This window comes from Streptomyces sp. NPDC014006, from assembly GCF_043088925.1.
Classification (GTDB): Bacteria; Actinomycetota; Actinomycetes; order Streptomycetales; family Streptomycetaceae; genus Streptomyces.
Map to the genome: position 1 here is coordinate 1,215,384 of NZ_JBICAJ010000002.1, position 18,606 is coordinate 1,233,989.

Here is an 18,606-nt window from a genome sequence, read left to right on the forward strand (position 1 = left end):
GAGCGAGCTGTCGGCCCTGCGTACCCTCTTGAGGAGCTCGCGCCTCCTCACGCTGACCGGTGCGGGCGGTGTGGGCAAGACCCGGCTGGCGCTGGAGTTCGCCAAGGGATTACCGAGGCGCTTCGCACGGGTCGACCTCGTGGAACTCGCCTCACTCCAGGACGGCGCGCTGGCGACGCAGTCCGTGGCCGCCGTGCTGGGGGTGGGCGAACGAGCGGGCCGGACCGGCGTCGACGTGCTGGTCCGGGCGATCGGTGACGCCTCCCGGGTGCTGATTCTGGACAACTGCGAGCATCTGGCCGAGCCGTGCGCCCGGCTGGCGGCGAGCCTGCTGAGCCGCTGCCCCCGTCTGCGGATCCTGGCCACCAGCCGGGAGGCCCTGAGGGTGCCCGGAGAGACCGTGTTCCGGCTCGGCGAGCTGTCCCTGCCGCCGGCCGACGCCGGAGACGATGCGACGGCCCTCATGCAGTCCGATGCCGTACGGCTCTTCGTCGACCGGGCCGCGAGCAACTCCCCAGGGTTCGCGCTCCATCGCGGCAACGGCCATCTGGTGGCCGAGATCTGCCGGCGCCTGGACGGTCTGGCGCTCGCAGTCGAACTCGCGGCCCGCCACGTCCGTGCGCTCGCGCTGAGCGACATCCTGGCAGGGCTGGACGACCAGTTCTGCCAGTTGGACCTTCTGACCGGGGGAAGCAGAACCGGACCCGCACGCCACAGCGGGTTCGCCGCAGCTGTCGACTGGAGCCATCGGCTGCTGGATCCGGCCGAGCAGGCGGTCTTCCGGCGCCTCTCGGTCCTGGTCGGCGGGTTCGACGCGACCGCTGCGCAATCAGTCTGCGCCGGTGACGGCATTGGCCGGCGGCAGGTATTCCGCATCCTGTGCGCCCTGGAAGCGAAGTCGCTCGTCGTACGTCTGCCGGGAGAGACGGCGCCCACACGCTTCAGGCAGTTGAGTGCCATCCGTGCCTGCGCCCTGGACCGTCTGCGTGCATCCGGCGAGCTTTACGCCACCCTGCGCCGGGCGCTCGCGTGGCTGACCGAGCTGGCCGGGCGAGGCCGCAGGGAGGTGTTCGCCGACCAGGCCGGCAGCCCGCTCGCGGCGGAACGGGACAATCTCGTGTCGGTACTGGCCTGCAGCGCCGGCCACGGCGATGCCGTGCAGGCGCGGCTGACACTGGAGCTGGCACGTGTGCACTACCAGCAGGAGCAGCCGTCGGCCGCCCGCGCGCTGCTCAGCGGACCACTGCAGGGAGCCGGAGGCCGGGCGCTGGGTGGGCAGGTGCCGGCGCTCGCCGCACGCGTGGCCTGCCAGCTGGCCCATCTGGACGAGGCGCTGTGCCTGGGGGAGCAGGCGGTGCAGAGCGAACGGATGCGCGGTGACGCCGCCGGACTGGCCAACGCCCTGGACGCACGGGCGGCGGCGCGCCTGTGCCGCGGTGAGTTCGCCGAGGCCGTCGCGGATCTGAGGGAGTGCCTGGAGGCCGTCGCTTCCTCCGGCAGGCCGCAGGACATTGCTTGGTGCACCCATCACCTGGCCTGGGCGCTGCTTCAGTCCGGCGACGAGTTGGAGGCCGACGAACTGATGACAAGGTGTCTGCCCATGCTGAGGCAGCAAGCGCCGTGGCCTCGGATCGCGGCCGCGCTGCACACCGCGGGAGCCGTACGGCTGGCCTTGGGGCGTCTGCGCAGCGCGGAGACCTTGTTCTCCGAGGTGCTGCGGATCGCTCCTGGGGCCAGCTTCCATGCCCTGTACCCCGTGGAGGGCCTGGCCCTCGTGGCTGCGGAGAGCGGCGACATGCAGCGTGCGCTGAGGCTGTACGAGGCGAGCGTGCAGGCGCGGCGCCACCTGGACACCGAGCCCGAGGCTCCCTGGCGGCACAGGATGGAACAGGCGGCGGCGCGTGCCCGGACACGGCTGTCAGCTGCGGCGCGGGAGGCTGCCGTCGCCGGTGCCCGTGGGCTGCGCGGAGAGCGGCTGGTCGCGTACGCGCTCGGCGCAGGGAGCGGTGAGGACCGATCGAGGCGCGATGTCCGCGCCACCGACGAGCGGCTCCGGCTCACCGCAAGGGAGTCCACGGTGGCCGAACTCGTCGCCGAAGGGCTGACCAACCGGCAGATCGCGGACAGGCTCGGACTCTCGGGCCACACGGTCGCCACGCACCTGGACAAGATCCGCGACAAGCTGGGCCTGCGCTCTCGCACGCAGATCGCACTGTGGGCAGCCGCACGGACCGAGGGTGGGTGCACAGCCGGGCGGTGAGCACCTGGAACAGGAAAAGCTCGGCCGACGGAAGGCCGGACCACAAGCGTTCTTCCACCTTCGAGCAGTCCCCCTGCCTGCATCTGAACCACGGGACTGTCTTTCAACTGTCGGCACGGTGAAACGGGGCAGGCCGACCCGGCTGCAGGCCACCGAGCTCGGTGCCCGCGCCCCCGCCCCCGGCGAGTTCACCGGGTACTGCCTGCAGCCGGCCGAGATCCGCATCCAGTGACCGGCCGGACGCGCCCTCACCGAGTTGTCGCGGCTGAGCGGAGCGCGGTCCGGTCATGTCGGGCCTGCCTGCCGTGACACAGATCTCGATGCGGTTCTGCCGCACGTGTCCATACCCTGGTCGGGATGTCGTGTCCGAGTCAGGTGGAAGGCCCGTTACCGGCGCAGCGTCAGCGATGTCAGCAAGCGGCCGGCGTGAATCCGTCAACGACCGGTGGGCCTCAGCTGGAGAGCGAGCCACTGTAGGCTGGAAGAAAGCCCTTGACCTGCGGAAAGCAGGCAGGGAGCTCAATTCAGGGAGTTCTGAATGCTTCGTACCATGTTCAAGTCCAAGATCTAGCGTTTGGGTGTTTGTGCAGGTCAGCGGCATGATGGAGGCCCGCTAGTCAGCAAGAAGTCAGCATGCGTTCCCAGCCGCGTCTCCGCTTGCTGACCTGTCCGCCCGCACAGATGCGGTGCGTGATCACTGAGTTGCGCTCGGAAGGTTCGATGCGTGGCCCGACAGCTCGCCTGCGGCATGGGCTCCTTCGTCAAGGAATGCGACTGTGCCAAGCAGATTCGCTCCTCGCACCCGTACCCGATCCGGCTCAGGGACGCAGTCTGCAAGCAGCGCGAGGAAGCTGGCTACGGAACGCAGGATTACGCGATCGAGCGCCTTACGCAGATCTACGCGGAGAAGAAGAAATACGGCGCCATCCGTTGCCGAGGCCCGCCGCGAAGTCGGGCAGTGGACCGTCTCGGAATACGCTAAGACGGTGTCCTATGTGGTGATCGCTCGTTGGGCTGTCTATGGGGCGGGGTACCTGGAGTTGGATTGTTTCGGACGGGCTGTGGGAGATCGCGAAGCCGTTGATCCCACCGTCGAAGATGCGGCCACAGGGCGGCGGAACGCAGGACACTCCTGATGAGACGCTATTCGCGGCGATCAACTACTTGCTGGTCAGCGGTTGTGCCTGGCGGGCTCTGCCGCCGTGTTTCGGATATCGAAGTTGACCGACGGCTGGGACAACTGCGAGTCCTACACCGTGGAGAACAAGTCCGGCGCCTGGCGTCCCACCGGCGGCCCCGGCTGCACCGCCGAGAACGGCGCCGTCGACCCGAACTGGAGCAAGGTGCGTCCCTTCGTGCTGTCCTCCGGGGCGTAGTTCCGGCCCGCGACGCCCGAGATCCTCGGCACGTACGAGGCACTGATGGCGAGCCCGGCGTACCAGGACCAGGTGGCCGAAGTACGCTTGCTCGGGGCGGCGAACTCGACCGCGCGCACCACCGACCAGACCGCCGCGGCCTGGTTCTGGGCCAACGACGCCGACGGTACCTACAAGCCGCCGGGGCAGATGCTCGACCTCACCCGCATCCTCGCCAATCAGTGGAACCTCAACGTCTACGACACCGCGCGGGCCTTCGCCCTCGTGTCGCTCGCCATGGCGGACGGCGCGATCGCTGAGTGGGACGTCAAGTACCAGACGCCGGTCGACCTGTGGCGCCCTGTCTGGGCCATACAGGTGGGCCTCGGCGACACTACTTGGCAGCCGCTCGGCCCCGCACCGTGCTTCCCCGCCCTGGGCGTCCGGCCACGCGGCCTTCGCCGGGGCGTGGCAGACGGTGATGACCGACGTCTTCAACACCGACCAGATCTCGCTCACCGCCACCACCGACGACCCCAGGTCGCCCGTGCGCAACCGCCCCTCAACCGGTTCAGCGACGCCGCCGAGGAGGACGCGCTGAGCCGCCTCTACCTCTGCGTGCCCTACCGCTGGGACGCGGTCGACGGCCTCCGGCTGGGCCGGAACATCGGCTCGTACGTCGTCGGCCACGAACTGCGCCGACTGTGACGGCCCTCGCCTCGCCACGGCACGGCTGAGCCGAGCGCACCCCGGGACCGGAGGGCAGGACGCCCCCGGTCCGCCGCCCCAGGGGGAACCCTCACTGCGCAGGTCTCCGACGGCGCCTGGGCGCCGTGGCGCAGGCAGCCCGACCCCTACTGGCCGCCGGGGCCGTTCACCAGCGAGATCACCTGTCCGTAGGGGATCGCTAGGGGTTAGCCCGCGCCCCGCGGCGTCCTTAGCGTGCAGCCCTGACCAGGGCGATCGCCCAATCGACGACGAAGTTACGGGGTTGTATGGACAGCGTCAGCGTCAGTGTGCTGATCAGCGGGGCCGGGCCGACCGGACTGACCCTCGGGCTCGAACTGGCCCGCCGGGGCGTGCCCGTGCGGATCATCGACAAGGAGCAGAGCTTCACCACCGCCTCGCGTGGCAAGGCCGGCATCCAGCCGCGCACCCTGGAGGTGTTCTACGACCTCGGGGTCATCGACAAGGTCCTGGCGTCCGGTACGCAGCGGCTGCCGTTCCGGCGCTACCGCCGGGACCGGCTCATCAACGAGACCATCCCCTACCTGGACAACGCGCCCACCCAGGGGGAGCCGTTCCGCCGGCTGCACTTCATGCCGCAGTCGCGGGTCGAGGAGATCCTCCGGGAACGGCTCGCCGAGTACGGCGTCTCGGTGGAACTGGGCACCGAGCTGGTGGAGTTCGACCAGCCGGGCCCGGACCGGGTGACCGCCACCCTGGCGACCGCGCAGGGCACCGAGCAGGTGTCGGCCGCCTATCTGGTCGGGTGCGACGGGGGCCGCAGCATGGTCCGCAAGAAACTCGGCATCTCCTTCGAGGGGTTCACCGAGGAGGAGAAGCAGCTGATCGTCGGGGACGTCGAGATCGACGGGCTGGCGCCCGACGCCTGGTACCAGTGGCTAGACCTCGACCTCGGTGTGGTCATGCTGTGCCCGCTCAGCGGCACCCGTTCCTGGCAGGTCCAGGCCACGCCCCCTGCCGACGCGGACGGCCGGCCCATGGAGCCGTCGGTGGAGGCCCTCCAGCGGGCCGTCGACCGGGCCACGGGCATGCCGATCCGGGTCCATGACGCGACCTGGCTGTCGACCTCGCGGATCAACGTGCGGATGGCCGACCGGCTGCGGGTGGACCAGGTGTTCCTGGCCGGGGACGCCGCGCACGTCCACCCCGTGCTCGGGGCGCTGGGCGCCAACACCGGCGTCCAGGACGCCTACAACCTCGGCTGGAAGCTCGCGCTGGTCCTCGCCGGGGCGGCGCCGGAGCTGCTCGACACCTACCAGGAAGAGCGGCTGCCCGTGGCGCGCTGGACGCTGGACACCAGCGTCGCCAGCACCAGAGCCGTGTTCGAGGAGATGACCGGCGGCACGGGCGGCGCCGAGGCCGGCCTGACCCAGGAGACGCTGCAGCTCGGCATTGAGTACCGGGCCAGTTCGCTCAGCCGCGCCATGCTCTCCGACACCGACGGCGTCCAGGCCGGCGACCGGGCCCCGGACTCGGTGTGCCTGGACATGACCGGCCAGCTCGTCCGGCTGTTCGACGTGTTCCGCGGCCCGCACTTCACGCTGCTCGGCTTCGGCGCCGGCTGCGAGGCGGCCCTGCGCGAGGTCGCGGCAGCCGGCCCGGAGGACCTTCGGACCTGCCTGCTCGGCGAACGGCCGACGGCCTACGGCCTTGGCGCCGACACGCTGGTCCTGGTCCGCCCGGACGGCTACATCGGGCTCACCGCGCCGGCGGGGGACGGCGCGGCGGTGCTCGGCTACCTCGGTTCGCTGCTTGGCGGCGCGGTGTCCGCCGCCACCGCCTGATCAGGCCCCACGGAAAGGAGAGTGCAGATGGTCTACCGCCCCGACTACTTCCGGCCGCCGGACCTGGAGACCCAGTGGGACCTCATCGAGGAGTACCCGCTGGGCCTGATGGCGCTGTCGGTGGAGGGCCGGCCCGCCGCCGTCCACATCCCGTTCGTCCTCGACCGGCACGCCTGGCCCTACGGCAAGCTGCGCGGGCACCTCTCGCGAGGCAACCCGATCTGTGAGGCGCTGGCCGGCAATGTCGAGGTGGTGGTGGCGTTCCTGGGACCCAGCGCCTACATCTCGCCCGACCACTACGCCACCCAGCCGCACTTCCCCACCTGGGCGTATGCGGCCGTGCATGTCACGGGCCGGCCGCGGCTGCTGGACGAGGTGCGCACCATGCGTCAGCTGGACGATCTGATCGAGGATCAGGAGAGCCGACTCGCGCCGAAGCAGCCCTGGTCGCTGCCGCGCCGGGCGAGCGCGCTGTTCGACGAGTATCTGCGGCTCATCCAAGGGTTCGAGATCCCGATCGGGCGCATCGACGGCGTGTACAAGCTCGGCCAGAACAAGTCCCCGGCCGACATGGCCTCCCAGGCGCGGGCCTTCCGGGAGCGCGGCACGGACAGCATGGACCGGCTCGCCGACTACATCGAGCGGCACAACAACCTGACCCGGCTGGAGCCCGGCCACGGCACGGCCGAGTCGGCGGACGCGGCCGACTGATCCGGCGTACGACGGAAGAACGACGACGGCGCCGCCTCTTCGGAGGCGGCGCCGTCGTCGTTCTCACTTCTGGGTGGCTGCCCCCGCCAGGCCCTGGCGCAGCAGTTCGTACGCGTGGTCGGCGTCGGCCACCGCCTCGGGGTACACCTCGTCCGCGGACCGGCCGGCGACGATGCACTGCCAGTTCACCGATGCCAGGATGCGCTCGGTGGCGATGACCTGGCCGGCCAGCAAGGCGGCCGTGATCTCGCGGTCCGAGTCGAGCGCGTCGACCAGGGCCTGCGCGAGCGCCTCCTCGGCCTGGGCCAGGTACTGGCTGACGCGCGCCACCAGGCTCGGCGTGGAATACACCAGGTGGTGGAAGGCGAGGACGTCCTCGTCGTCGTTGAGCCCCGTGATGGGGTCCCGAGCCGCCAGTCCGTCCAGGAAGTGCCGGTGCAGGGCATCGATCGCGGACACGCCGGGCGGCCGCTCCGCGACAACGGTACTGCTCACCGTCTGGTGGTCGGCGAAGCGGTGGACGACCAGGTCTTCCTTGGTGGGGAAGTACTTGAACAGCGTGGGTTTGGAAACCTCGGCGACAGCCGCGATGTCGACGACCGAGACCTGGTCGAACCCGTGCTCAAGGAAGAGCGAGATCGCCGTGTCGGAGATCGTCTCTCGCGTTCGCTGTTTCTTGCGCTCCCGCAAGCCCATCGGCGCATTCACCAGGCCATCCTAGCACTTCCCTTACCCAGGCAATCAGATAACCGAGTTCTAGAATTGACTTGGTTAAGAAATCTGCTCTAGTGTCCGCCGGTGGAAGACGGACGGGCCCACTGGAGCGCTGCCCCGCGGTGAGGGAAGGAATTCAGACATGGCACAGGCAACAGGCGCCTCCACCGAGAGGTCGGTGCGCTACCGGTGGTGGGGGCTGGGGGTGATCGCCCTGGCTCAGCTGATGGTCATGCTGGACATGACCATCGTGAACATCGCTCTCCCGTGGGCCCAGCAGGACACCGGGATGTCGGACGCGAGCCGGCAGTGGGTGGTGACCGCCTACACCCTCGCCTTCGGTGCCCTGCTGCTGCTCGGTGGACGCGTCGGCGACCTCGTGGGTCGCAGGCGCGCCTTCGTGGCCGGCGCCATCGGTTTCGCCGTCGCCTCGGTGGCGGGCGGCGCCGCGCCGAACGCCGGGGTGCTGGTCGGCGCCCGGGCGGCGCAGGGCGTGTTCGCGGCGCTGCTAGTGCCCTCGACCCTGGCAATGCTCGCCACCACCTTCACCGAACCGCGCGAACGCGCCAAGGCGTTCGGTGTATTCAGCTCGGTCGCCAGCGCCGGCGGCGCCATCGGACTGCTGGGCGGCGGTGTGATCACCGAGTACCTCGACTGGCGCTGGTGCTTCTACGTCAACGTGCCGATCGGCGCGGCCGTGGTCGCCGGGGCGTTGCTGCTGCTGCCGGCCCTGCCCGCCAACCGCCAGCGCGTGGACGTGCCCGGCGCGGTGCTCTCCGCCTGCGGGATGCTCGCCCTCGTCTACGCCTTCGACCAGGCGGCGACCCACAGCTGGACCTCGCTCCGCGTCCTCGGCTGCCTCGGGGCCGCCCTGGTGCTGCTCGCTGCGTTCGGCCTCACCCAGGCCAAGGGGCCGGCCCCGCTGCTCCCGCTGCGGCTGGTCGCCGACCGCAACCGGGCGGGAGCGAGCCTGACGATCGCCCTGGCGATGGTGAGCCTGTTCGGTCTGTTCCTGATCCTCACCTACCAGTTGCAGGTGGTGATGGACTTCTCGCCGCTGCGCACGGGTCTGGCGATCCTGCCGGCGACCGTGGCGACGGTGCTCACCTCGACCCAGATCGCCGCCCGGCTGGTGCCCCGCGTCCCGCTGCGCCTGCTCGTGGTGCCGGGCCTGCTCATCGCGATGCTGGGCCTGCTCAACCTCGGCCGGCTCACCCCCGACAGCTCCTACGCCTCGACCCTGATGCCTACCCAGATCCTGCTCGGCATCGGTGTCGGACTGGTGATCTCGCCGTGCATCAGCGCCGCCACCTACCGCGTGCCGCCGCAGGAGGTGGGCGTGGTGTCGGCCTTCGTGAGCACCTCCCAGCAGCTGGGCGGCTCCATCGGCACGGCCCTGCTCAACGCCATCGCCACCAGCGTGACCGCCGACCGGATCGCGTCCGGCGGCCGCGGTGAGCGGGCCGTCACCGAGGCGACCGTCCACGGCTACGCCGTCGCGAGCCTGTGGGCTGCGGGCATCACCGCCCTCGCCGCCGTACTCGCGGGCCTGCTGATCACCATCGACCTGCGCAAGCCCGCACAGGCTCCCCCGGAGCAGGCGCGTGCCACGGAAGGCGACCTGGCGCCCAGCAACTGACCGCGCCACCGGACCAGCAGCCGCCGGGTACCTCCCCCGGCCCGGTGGCTGCTCCGGCCGCCCGCCGGGACTTGCCCAACGGACCGGCGGGCGGCCCCTATCAGGCCCCTAGACCCCCTCTTCTCACCGTGGATCGGCTTCGGCCCGCCTGGGGCGTACATAGGCTCAGCGCGACCCACGAACGGCCCGGAGCCGTCATTTTCGAGGATGTGCCCATGCTTCAGGATTCAGCCCCTCTGGAACTCGACGACGCGTTCATGCAGGACCCCCACTCCGTGTACGCACGGCTCAGCGCCGAAGGTTCGGCGCACCGCGTGATGATGCCTCCCGGGGTCCCCGTGTGCGGCGGACTGCCGGTCTGGCTGATCACCGGATACGAGGAGGTGCGCTCGGCCCTCGCGGACCCCCGACTGAGCACCGACCTCAACAGGACGGACCGGCTGTTCGCGCAGAACGAGCCCGACCGCAACAAGCGCGGCGCGTTCTCCTCCGCCCTCGCCACCCACATGCTGCACTCCGACCCACCGGACCACACCCGGCTGCGCAAGTTGGTGAACAAAGCGTTCACCAGCCGCGCCATCGAGAAGCTCCGGCCCGAGATCGAGCAGATCACCGGTGAACTGCTCACCGCCCTCCCGAACGAGGACCCCGTGGACCTGCTGGACGCGTTCGCGTTCCCGCTGCCGATCCGCGTGATCTGCCTGCTGCTCGGCGTGCCGCTGGAGGAGCAGGAGAATTTCAAGTCCTGGTCCAAGGCGCTCGTCTCCGGCGACTCGCCGGCCGCGACCGCCGCCGCCTCGACCGCGATGATCGAGTACCTCGGCGACCTCATCGAGCGCAAGCGCCGTACGCCCGCCGACGACGTCCTCGCCGCGCTGGTCTCGGCCCGTGACGTCGACGACCGGCTCACCGAGACCGAACTGGTCTCGATGGCCTTCCTGTTGTTCATCGGCGGTCACGAGACCACCGTCAACACCCTCGGCAACGGCACGCTGCACCTGATGCGGAACCCGGACCAGTGGGAGACACTGCGTCAGGACCGCTCCCTGCTGCCCGGCGCCGTGGAGGAGTTCCTGCGGCTGGAGAGCCCGCTGAAGCACGCCACCTTCCGGTGCGCCACCCAGGACCTGCGCATCGGCGACACCGAGATCCCGGCCGGTGACTTCGTGCTGCTGGCACTGGCCTCGGCCAACCGGGATCCGGAGCGCTTCGGCGATCCGCACACGCTGGACATCCGCAGGCCCACCGGTGGCCATGTCGCCTTCGGGCATGGCATCCACTACTGCCTCGGGGCACCCCTGGCGCGGATGGAGGCGCAGATCGCGTTCGGTGCGCTGCTCGACACCTTCCCCGCCATGCGGCTCGCGGTCGACCCCGAGGACGTGCAGTGGCGCACCAGCACGCTCATCCGCGGGCTACACTCACTGCCGGTGCGGCTGAACCGCCCATAGTGTCCAGGCCCTGCGGCAGTTCGTCACGGCGGGAGAGGTTGAGCTTGCGCAGGATCCGCGTCATGTGCTGCTCGACCGTACTGACCGTGATGAACAGCCGCCGGGCAATCTCCCGGTTGGTGTGCCCCTCTGCCGCGAGCGCGGCGACCCGCAGCTCTGCCTCCGACAGCACGTCGTGCACCTGCTCCGAGGCCTCGTGCGCGGCGGCGCACACCCGGCTGTCGGCCGACCGCTCGGCGTCCGGCAGCAGATTCTGGCTGAGCGGCTCGGCATGGCACTTCTTCGCCATCCGGTAGGCACGCCGTACGATCACCCGTGCCCGGTTGGACTGCCCCAGCAGGTGGTAGACATGGCCGAGATCGCCCAGCGCGTGCGCCAGCAGCAGGTCGCAGCCGGAGTCCTGGAGCTCGTCCACGGCCTCCCGCAGCGACCGCAGCCGCTGCCGGGGCTCCATCGTCGAAGCCAGCAGACGCAGCGCGTTGCCGTGCAGCCGGGGGCGGCCCTTGTGCCGGGTCAGTTCCTCCCGCAGATACGTCGCGGCCAGGTCCGGCTCGCCCAGGAGCAGCCGGGCCTCGGCCACCCCCGTGCGCCACGCGATCAGCGTGGTGTCGGCCACCCCCCAGCTCTCCAGGGCCTTGCCACATGCCAGGAAGTCGCCGAGAGCGGCCTGAAGACGCCCGGTGGCCAGGTGGAACTGCCCTCGGGCATACAGGTAGTGCTGGCCGAAGAGGGTCTGGAAGAGCGCCTCGGGCACCGGCTGGCCGAGCCGGGCCCGCGCCTCGTCGTAGCGGCCCATCGCGGTCAGCGCGGACACCGAACTCGCCAACGGCAGCCCGATGCTCAGCCCCCAGCTCCGTGACGACATCCGCGACAGGGCCAGGTCACTGTGCCGCTCGGCCTCCAGCAGCCGGCCCTGTCGGATGAGGTTCGCCGCCTGCAGCGAGGACAGCAGCGCGTCCCAGGTGGGGATGTTCCGCTCACGGGCCGCCTCCAGCAGGGTGGTGCACCACGCGTCGACCTGCTCGGTGCGGTCGGCGTAGAACAGCGTCATCAGCGCCAGCGGGATGGTTTCGAGCGTCGGCGTCAGACTGGACATCTCCAGCACATGCGCAGCGCCGACCACCGCCGACCCGGGTTCGCCGCCCCGCAGGACGACGGACAGGGCGGTGGCCGCCTGCAGCCGCGGTTGGGCGGCGATCGCCGCGGGGGCGATCTCGTCGGCGACGTCGGGGGACACATCGCCGAACATCCGCCGGTGGAACGGCGGGCACAGCACGGACAGCCACCGCTGCAGTGCCCGTACTTCGGCCACACCCTCCTCGACCGGGTCGTCGGCCAGCTGATCGTCGACCAGCTCCAGCACGTCCGCGGCCTCGTCCACATAGCCGTGCCAGACCAGGTTCTTGATCAGGGACATCGCGCCCGACGCGGCCGTCAGGTGCCCGGCCTGAAGTGCCTCCTTCAGTTCCGGGAGCCGGCGCATCGCCTTGGCCGGGTCGACCTGCCAGGCAGACAGTGTGCGCTGGAACAGGATGGATGCCCGCAGGGGTCCGTCCGGGCAGATGGCGTGGGCCATGTCGAACAGCCGCATCGCCTTGGGGAACTCGTCCCGGGCGAGCGCGTCGGCCGCGGCTTCCCTGAGCAGTGGGATCGCCCAGGATTCCGCGACACCTCCCGCCGCCACTATGTGTTCGGCGACCGCGGCCGGATGTGCGCCGTTGTCGTGCAGCAGGACGGCGGCGCGCCCGTGCAGCCGCGTCCGCTCCTCGGCGGAGACCTCGCCGCCCAGCACGGTGTGCATCCTCGGGTGGCGGAAACCCGGGCCCACCAGCAGGCCGGCCTGGGCCAGTTCCTGAAGGTGCCGGGTGGGCGGGTCGGTGCTGTTGCGGTCGAGGAGCACCGTCAGCGCGTCCGGACCCAGCACCGCCAGGTGCCGGGCGAGATCGGCCGCGGGCGCGCTGACCCGGTGGACGCAGTCGACCACCGCGGCGTCGAACACCTCCCCGGCGACCGGACGTAACGTGGCCGTGGCCATGCCCTGCAGGGCGTTGTGCGTGTCCTCGATCAGTGCCCGCGTCAGCAGCGGGCTGCCCCCGCTCGCCGCGTGGAATTCGGCGGCGTCGGCCTCGTCGGCGGGCACGCCCAGCCGGTCGGTGAGCAGCAGCCGAATGTCGCCGGCGGTCAGCGGGCCGACCCGCAGCTGATGGAAACCGGGCTGCCGGCCGAACTCGGCCCGCGCGGCGGCGTACGGCGGCAGGGCCTGCGGCCGGTCGGTGAACACCGCCAGGACCCGGGAGGCGACCATACGGCGGGCGAGATGGCCGAGGCAGCCCAGCGACTCCGGGTCGGCTTCGTGGATGTCGTCGACGGCGAGGACGAGGGGATGGTCGTCGGCCAATTTCATGACGGACGCGCAAAATTCGTCCATCGCCTTATCGCGTTCACCTTCCGGCGCCCGGGTGATCGCCGCAAGACTGCGGCCGACGGCTGCGAGTATGTCACTCGTACGCTGTGAAGCGTCTTTCCATCTTCCTGTGCACCACAGGAGTTGATGGGCCACACCCCATGCGTTGGCGCGTTCCCTCGGGGAGCAGGCCGCTCTCAGGACGAGGGAACCGGATTTCGCCGCGCGCTGGGTGAATTCGTGCAGGAGAGCGGTCTTGCCGACCCCCGCAGGGCCACTGACCAGGGCGATCGGACCCGCTCCGCGGTCGCGTGCGGTCAGCAGGCCATGCAATTGGGTGAGTTGTATGTCCCGTCCGACGATGGACATCCGCAGGATGCTCCCTATGGTGCCGAGGTTTCCTATGTCTTCAGCCATCCTGCAACTTCAGACAGTCCAGGGGACCTTCAGTGATCATCGTCACAGGTATTTGGCGCAAGTGTGACCGTCGGGAACGGCAATTCGGCCAACTTCGAAAGCCAGGGCAATTCTCCGCCTGGGATTCTTCAAGGAGACGTAAAGAAAGTGCGGCCCGGGGGAGTCCCCGGGCCGCATGTCTCGGACAGGTCCGCGACCGTCAGGCGACGAGCGCCTCCGGCAGCGGCCGGGCGTGCAGGACGTCGAGCCGGGACACCGCACGCGTCACCACGACGTAGAGCCGGTGCAGTCCGCGCGGCTCGGACTCCACGATCGCAGCCGGCTCCACCACGACGACATGGTCGTACTCCAGACCCTTGACGACCGTCGCGGGCAGTACGGTCACCCGGGCGGGGGTGCCGACCTCCTCGGCCGTCGCCGTCTCGATGCCTGCCCTGCGCAGGGCCGCCGACGTGGCGGCCACCGCGTCGTCGGCGGCGATGACGGCGACCGAGCCCTCCCGGCCGAGGGCGGCGCGGACCGCGGACACGGTGGCGGACGCCACGTCGTCGACCGCGCTGACCGTCAACTCGCCGTCATGGCGCAGCGAGCGGGCCGGCGGCACGTCCACGCCGAGGGCGCCCACCAGCCGGTTGGCCAGTTCCATGACCGCGGCCGGCACACGGAAGCCGGTGGTCAGCGGGACGACCGTGGCCAGCGCCTTGCCCAGGTGCGTCAGCTGCTCCTGCCAGGTCCGCGCGGACCAGGGCGCCGTCGCCTGGGCCAGGTCGCCCAGCACTGTGATGGAGCCGAACGCGCTGCGCCGGGCGATCGCCCGGCACTGCATCGGCGACAGGTCCTGGGCCTCGTCCACGACCACATGGCCGTAGCCCTCGGGGCGTTCGATGAGCCCCGCGACCTCGTCGAGCAGCAGCATGTCCTCCACCGACCAGGTGGCGCTCTTCTCCGACCGCGGCGGCTTGGCCCACAGCAGGGCCCGCTGCTCGGCGGCGTCGAACACCCCGTCCGCGGCGGCCTCCATCACCGCGGGATCGCTCAGCAGCGTGGCCACGACCTCCCCGGGCCGCGCCACCGGCCACGCCGCCTCCAGCAGCGCGGCGACCGGCTTCGAGCGGCCGATCTTCCGCGCCCATGTCACGCTCTTCGGGCCGGCCCGCCGCTCGGCCTGCTGCTGGATCAGTGTCACCACCCGCGAACGCACGTGTTCGCGGCCGATCCCGTACGGCACGCCCATACCCCGCACCTCATCGATGACCTGGACCAGGTCGTACGAGTCCACCCGCCAGCGGTACGAGCCGTCGGTGACCGCGATGGAGTCCTCCGGGTGCCGCACCCGGGCGTACAGCGCACGCTCAAGGACGGTGGCCATACGGTCGCTGTGCTTCAGGACGCCGGCATCCTCGGAGTCCACCCGCCGCACGGGGTGCCGGGCGACGACGTCCTCCACCGTCAGCTGGGCGATGTCGATCTCGCCGAGCGACGGCAGCACCTCCGAGATGTAGCGCAGAAAGGTGCGGTTTGGGCCGATGATCAGCAGACCGCTGCGCTGCAGGCGCTCGGGGAACGTATAGAGGAGATACGCGGCGCGGTGCAGGCCGACGGCGGTCTTGCCGCTGCCCGGCGCGCCTTGCACACAGACCGACTCGTTCAGCTCGCTGCGGACCAGGTTGTCCTGTTCGGGCTGGATGGTGGCGACGATGTCGCGCATCGGACCGAGACGGGGCCGCTCGATCTCGGCGGCGACGATCGCGCTCGCCGCGTCCTCGCCGTCCTCGCCCCGGGCGTGGGCGAGGTGCTCGTCCTCCAGCCCGGTGAGGTCCTCGGGAGCGCCGTGGCTCCACGGCGCCCACCCGAAGCGCCGCCGCACCGCGACTCCGCGCGGCTCCAGGGCGCTCGCCTGGTAGTAGGTGCGGGAGACCGGCGCGCGCCAGTCGATCACCAGGGGCGGTGCGGCCGGGTGCTCCGAGACCCGCCTGCGGCCGATGTAGTAACGCTGCCGCCGGTGGTTCCCGGCCTCCTCGGAGTCCTCGAAGTCGAGCCGGCCGAAGAACAGGGGGCTGTCGGGCTCCTCCGCCATCTGCCGTGCGCGGGTGCGCAGGTAGCGGCCGAGCGCCTCGGCGCTCGCGCCGTCACCCGACACGTCCTCGCCCGCGACGACCTGGTACTGGGCATCGTCCACCTGGCGGGTCATCGCCTCGCGGCACACCGCGACATACGCACGCTCCAGGGCCAGCTCGTCGTCGAGTCCGCCGGCCTCCTGGGTGCCGTACGTGTCCTGGACGTGTGACGTCATCGATCGACCTTTCCGAAGTGACGGCCTTGCGCGCCGCCCGGCGACCGGACGGCGAATTCCGGGTCACAGCATAACTGAACCGGGTTAATAGACTGGCTGAGTTGTGTTATTGACCGCCGGATCCCGCCGACGGCACGGCAGCGCTGAGAGCGGTTGGTTGCCGCTGCCCGCGACCAGCGTTCCCAGTAGTCGGTTGCTGCCGGGCGCGGCCAGCGCTCGGCGCAGCTGCTCACCGCTGCGCCGCGGTGAGCGTTCCTGACGGCCGGGCCGCCGGCCGAGTTGAGTGTTCCGAGCGGTGGCTGACCGCCGGCCGGGCGCAGCTGTCCCAACGGTCGGCTCGCGTCGGGCGTGCACTGCGCTTCGAGCGGCTGCCGAACGCCGGCCGCGGTCAGTGCTCCCAGGGTCGGTTGCCGCTGCCCGCGGGTCGGCGCTTCAGCGGGCGGTTACCCCCGGGCCGCGATCAGGGCGCCGAGTACCGCCGCGTTTACCAGATGGCCGGGGGCGTACAGCTCCTTGCCGATCCAGAGCGGGGGCCGGCGGTCCGCGTTCAAGCCGTGCCCCAGGAGGTAGGAACAGCCCCTGCGCACGGCCTGGGCCGCCTGCTCCGACCGGGCGTTGCCGTCGGAGGTCAGCGCCAGCAGGGTGCGTACCGCGTAGGCGGTCTCCTCCGCTGCGCCCTGCCAGCGGCCCCACGAGCCGTCCTCGTGCTGCCGGTGCAGGAGCCAGTCGACGGACCTGTCGAGGGCTTCGGCCGAGGCCGGGCCGGCGTAGCGGTGCAGGGCCAGGGCGCAGCGCATCGTTGCGAAGAAGGGCGAGGCGTGCCACTTGTCGTACCAGCTGCCGTCGGGCTGCTGGCGGCCCCGCAGCCATGACGCGATCCGGTTCACGGCGTCCCGGTAGCGGCCCCCATCGGCGGGACCGTCGGCCAGATGACAGCCCAGCGCCTCCAGGATGTGCGCGTTGGTGGTCGTGGACGGCTCGTGCTCCGGGATGGTGGACATGAAGTGGCTGCCCGCGTCGTACTGCCACAGATACTCCGGTTCCTGCGGCGCCCCCAGGCAGGCCAGGGCCGTCAGGACGATCGCGCTGGTCTCCGCCTCGTACGCGAAACCAGGCGCGGTCGGCGCCCCCGACCGGCCGACGTCGACGGGCAGTTCCTTCAGCAGCGGGGCGAGCACGTCCCGCGGCACCCCGGCGGTCGCCAGGTTCCCGGCGATCCACGCCCGCTCGTAGAACACGATCGAAGTCATCGCAGGAACCGGTCCGGCGCCCCGCTCCTGTGCCTGCCGCAGGAAGCGCACCGAGGGGTGCGCCGGATCGGCCGGCTCGCGCGGGCCGAGCCAGGCGGCGGTGGCGGCAGCGGAACAGCCGACGACCCCGTCGACCGGCTCCATCTCGGCGGCGCCGACTGCCGCCGGGCCCACGATCTCCAGATAGTGACCGGCGAGCGGATTGCGCCAGGCACCCCCGCGCAGCCCCCGCAACGCCTCGTCGGACAACCCGTGCGGCAGCGCCAGCGGTTGCACCGGGCCGTCCCCGAGGACGGCGCGCCGGGCGTTGATCCCTTCCACCAGAGCCGGGATGACCATGAAGAACACGACCGTCGACGGCACCGGCTCCTCGGCGCTCCGCGCCACAAGCGCGGCAGCCGCCGCGAGCCCCCGCCGCGCGGCTTCAGCAAGCGCGGCACGTGACAGCGGCCACTCGCCGCCCTCGCGGTCCTCCCGGCCCAGCACAACCAGCAGCGCCTCCGTCGCGCTCAGCGTCGGCACGAGCGCGTACCCGCCGGGGCCGCCCCAACTGCCGTCGGGCTGCTGCTCGTCGAGGAGGTATCGGACCCGAGCGGCGTCCCCGTCCAGCCAGGAGGCCAGCGACACCAGCCGGGCCGTCTCGTACACCGAGGGCCCCAGCGCGCCGGTCGGGTCCTCCAGCACGCTCTCGACCAACTCGGCGACGAGCCCGTCGAGGTCCACGTCAGTGAGCGCTCTCACGCGGGCAGCTCCTCGGAGACGGTGATGCTGTCGACGAGCAGCGACGACGGCAGCGTCGCCGGGTCGGGGTCGCCCGGCAGGACCGGGCCGCCGGGGCTGCCGATGATGATCGCCAGACAGAAGTAGACGGGCTGGTCGAACAGCCAGCCCTTCGGTGTGGTGTCCTGCGGTGTCAGCCGCAGGTACTCGCAGCCGTCCAGGTACCAGGTGATCGAGTCGGGCCCGCGCCGCCAGACCGCCGAGTAGGTGTGGAAGTCCGCGCTGAGCGGGCTGCCGTCCTCGGTGGTCGTACGGGCACCCATGCCCAGGGACGGGATCTTGTGGCACTCGGGGGAGTGGACGGCACCCCACACGGAGTCCGGCTCGGAGCCGAGCGCCTCCAGGACGTCGATCTCCCCGGCCCGGTACCAGGCCTGCACCGGGTCCTCATCGCCCCGGTGCCGCAACTGCGTGCCCCAGGCCCACAGCGCGCAGTCGAGGCCGGGGCCCGCGGCGGTCTTCACCCGGGCGTCCAGCCGCAGCGCGCCGCCGGGCCGCGGCACGAAGTCCTCGCGCCGGGTCTCCAGCCACGCCGCCCGGTACTCCCCGTCCTCATGCGTGGCGGTGATCCGCAGATGTCCGGCCCCGTCGAGGCCGACGTTCGTGGGGTCGTCCGTGTGGAACTCGATGCCGGCGCCGAACGGCTGCCCGGTGACCACCTGCCACAGGGCGGGGTCGGGCGGGGACCCGGCCGGCCCCTCGAACGTGTCCTGCCACAGGACCCGCCACGAGGGCGGCACGGACGCGGCGGTCGCGGCGGTCGGGGCGGTGGCGTGGTTCTGGTTCACGGTCTCCATGTCT

At 71.0% G+C, this 18,606-nt stretch carries 14 protein-coding genes; 9 read left to right on the plus strand and 5 right to left on the minus strand.

Going from position 1 to position 18,606, the window contains the following annotated elements:
- Positions 1 to 28 precede the first annotated feature (28 nt).
- The 7 genes from ACF1GV_RS12050 (at position 29) to ACF1GV_RS12080 (ending at position 6,857) form a co-directional block, all read left to right on the plus strand.
- Positions 29 to 2,260, plus strand: coding sequence for an ATP-binding protein (locus ACF1GV_RS12050; protein ID WP_391678561.1), 2,232 nt, complete (start codon positions 29 to 31; stop codon positions 2,258 to 2,260).
- 724 nt (positions 2,261 to 2,984) lie between these two features.
- Positions 2,985 to 3,242 carry a hypothetical protein gene (locus ACF1GV_RS12055; RefSeq protein WP_391678559.1) on the plus strand — a complete coding sequence of 86 codons (258 nt, stop codon included), beginning with the start codon at positions 2,985 to 2,987 and terminating at the stop codon, positions 3,240 to 3,242.
- 38 nt (positions 3,243 to 3,280) lie between these two features.
- Positions 3,281 to 3,484 carry a transposase gene (locus ACF1GV_RS12060; RefSeq protein WP_391678558.1) on the plus strand — a complete coding sequence of 68 codons (204 nt, stop codon included), beginning with the start codon at positions 3,281 to 3,283 and terminating at the stop codon, positions 3,482 to 3,484.
- On the plus strand, positions 3,481 to 3,636 hold the full coding sequence (locus ACF1GV_RS12065; protein ID WP_391678556.1) for a hypothetical protein: 156 nt from the start codon (positions 3,481 to 3,483) through the stop codon (positions 3,634 to 3,636). The genes ACF1GV_RS12060 and ACF1GV_RS12065 overlap by 4 nt, the downstream gene beginning before the upstream one ends.
- Before the next feature lie 45 nt (positions 3,637 to 3,681).
- Positions 3,682 to 4,323, plus strand: a complete 642-nt coding sequence (locus ACF1GV_RS12070; RefSeq protein ID WP_391678555.1) for a vanadium-dependent haloperoxidase — start codon at positions 3,682 to 3,684, stop codon at positions 4,321 to 4,323.
- Between the two features lie 287 nt (positions 4,324 to 4,610).
- Positions 4,611 to 6,146: an FAD-dependent monooxygenase gene (locus ACF1GV_RS12075; protein WP_391678552.1), complete on the plus strand. Its 1,536-nt coding sequence runs from the start codon at positions 4,611 to 4,613 to the stop codon at positions 6,144 to 6,146.
- A gap of 27 nt (positions 6,147 to 6,173) precedes the next feature.
- A complete protein-coding gene (locus ACF1GV_RS12080) occupies positions 6,174 to 6,857 on the plus strand; it encodes an FMN-binding negative transcriptional regulator (RefSeq protein ID WP_391678550.1) in 684 nt (227 codons plus the stop codon).
- A 63-nt stretch (positions 6,858 to 6,920) separates the two neighbouring features.
- Here the strand turns inward: ACF1GV_RS12080 and ACF1GV_RS12085 are convergent, their stop codons facing one another.
- Positions 6,921 to 7,565, minus strand: a complete 645-nt coding sequence (locus ACF1GV_RS12085) for a TetR family transcriptional regulator (RefSeq protein WP_391678547.1) — start codon at positions 7,563 to 7,565, stop codon at positions 6,921 to 6,923.
- Positions 7,566 to 7,713: 148 nt separating this feature from the next.
- Between ACF1GV_RS12085 and ACF1GV_RS12090 the strand changes: the two genes are divergently transcribed.
- Together ACF1GV_RS12090 and ACF1GV_RS12095 are read left to right on the plus strand one after the other, a co-directional pair.
- Positions 7,714 to 9,210 carry an MFS transporter gene (locus ACF1GV_RS12090; RefSeq protein WP_391678544.1) on the plus strand — a complete coding sequence of 499 codons (1,497 nt, stop codon included), beginning with the start codon at positions 7,714 to 7,716 and terminating at the stop codon, positions 9,208 to 9,210.
- A 215-nt stretch (positions 9,211 to 9,425) separates the two neighbouring features.
- The gene (locus tag ACF1GV_RS12095; RefSeq protein WP_391678542.1) at positions 9,426 to 10,661 is read left to right on the plus strand and encodes a cytochrome P450; all 1,236 of its coding nucleotides are present in this window, start codon (positions 9,426 to 9,428) and stop codon (positions 10,659 to 10,661) included.
- On the opposite strand, the gene ACF1GV_RS12100 is transcribed toward ACF1GV_RS12095, so the two are convergent.
- From ACF1GV_RS12100 to ACF1GV_RS12115, 4 genes are all read right to left on the minus strand, one after another.
- The gene (locus tag ACF1GV_RS12100) at positions 10,615 to 13,482 is read right to left on the minus strand and encodes an ATP-binding protein (RefSeq protein ID WP_391679585.1); all 2,868 of its coding nucleotides are present in this window, start codon (positions 13,480 to 13,482) and stop codon (positions 10,615 to 10,617) included. The genes ACF1GV_RS12095 and ACF1GV_RS12100 overlap by 47 nt on opposite strands.
- A gap of 199 nt (positions 13,483 to 13,681) precedes the next feature.
- Positions 13,682 to 15,775, minus strand: a complete 2,094-nt coding sequence (locus ACF1GV_RS12105) for a HelD family protein (protein ID WP_391678540.1) — start codon at positions 15,773 to 15,775, stop codon at positions 13,682 to 13,684.
- A 443-nt stretch (positions 15,776 to 16,218) separates the two neighbouring features.
- A complete protein-coding gene (locus tag ACF1GV_RS12110; RefSeq protein ID WP_391678539.1) occupies positions 16,219 to 17,766 on the minus strand; it encodes a prenyltransferase/squalene oxidase repeat-containing protein in 1,548 nt (515 codons plus the stop codon).
- Positions 17,763 to 18,602 (minus strand): family 16 glycosylhydrolase, encoded by an 840-nt coding sequence (locus ACF1GV_RS12115; RefSeq protein WP_391678536.1) that lies wholly within the window; start codon positions 18,600 to 18,602, stop codon positions 17,763 to 17,765. Before ACF1GV_RS12115 ends, ACF1GV_RS12110 begins: the two co-directional genes overlap by 4 nt.
- Positions 18,603 to 18,606 lie beyond the last annotated feature (4 nt).